The 555-nt window shown below is 44.7% G+C and carries 2 protein-coding genes; both read right to left on the bottom strand.

The window, feature by feature from the left end:
* Positions 1-96: DUF779 domain-containing protein (locus tag V7D75_RS08295; protein WP_333614203.1), on the bottom strand; the 96-nt coding region annotated here is incomplete at its 3' end.
* A 118-nt stretch (positions 97-214) separates the two neighbouring features.
* Positions 215-555: aldehyde dehydrogenase family protein (locus tag V7D75_RS08290; protein WP_333614183.1), on the bottom strand; the 341-nt coding region annotated here is incomplete at its 5' end.

Raw genomic sequence — 555 nt, 5'->3', positions numbered from 1 at the left:
GCAGCAGCCACCAGATTGATGAAACATCAGCTCGCCATGTTTAGATTTTAATAATTCAATGAGTGCTTTGCAGGATTCAGTCGCCGTGACTTTCATCATGAACTCCTTATCACTTATGAGCAGTTTATGCTTATCAATGCTGTATTAAAGCAAAAATGCAATCTACCTTGCGACAGATTGCATTGGTTTATTTGCAGATTATGCAAAACGGGGTCTAAAAGAAGCCCATCTTCTTAGGGCTATAAGAGACCAGCATGTTTTTGGTTTGTTGATAATGATCAAGCATCATCAGATGGTTTTCGCGGCCGATACCCGATTGCTTATAACCACCGAAGGCGGCGTGCGATGGATAAATGTGATAACAGTTGGTCCATACGCGCCCCGCTTGGATGCCGCGACCGAAACGATAGGCTTTATGCACGCTACGAGTCCAAATACCTGCGCCGAGGCCATACAAAGTATCGTTGGCAATGCTCATGGCTTCGTCATCGTCTTTAAACTTAGTCACGGCAAGTACGGGTCCAAAGATTTCTTCTTGGAACACGCGCATATCAT

It is taken from the genome of Psychrobacter sp. (genome assembly GCF_036731945.1).
Taxonomy (GTDB): Bacteria; Pseudomonadota; Gammaproteobacteria; order Pseudomonadales; family Moraxellaceae; genus Psychrobacter.
Note: the sequence above shows the minus strand (reverse complement) of the source record. Positions and strands in the feature narration are given on the sequence as shown.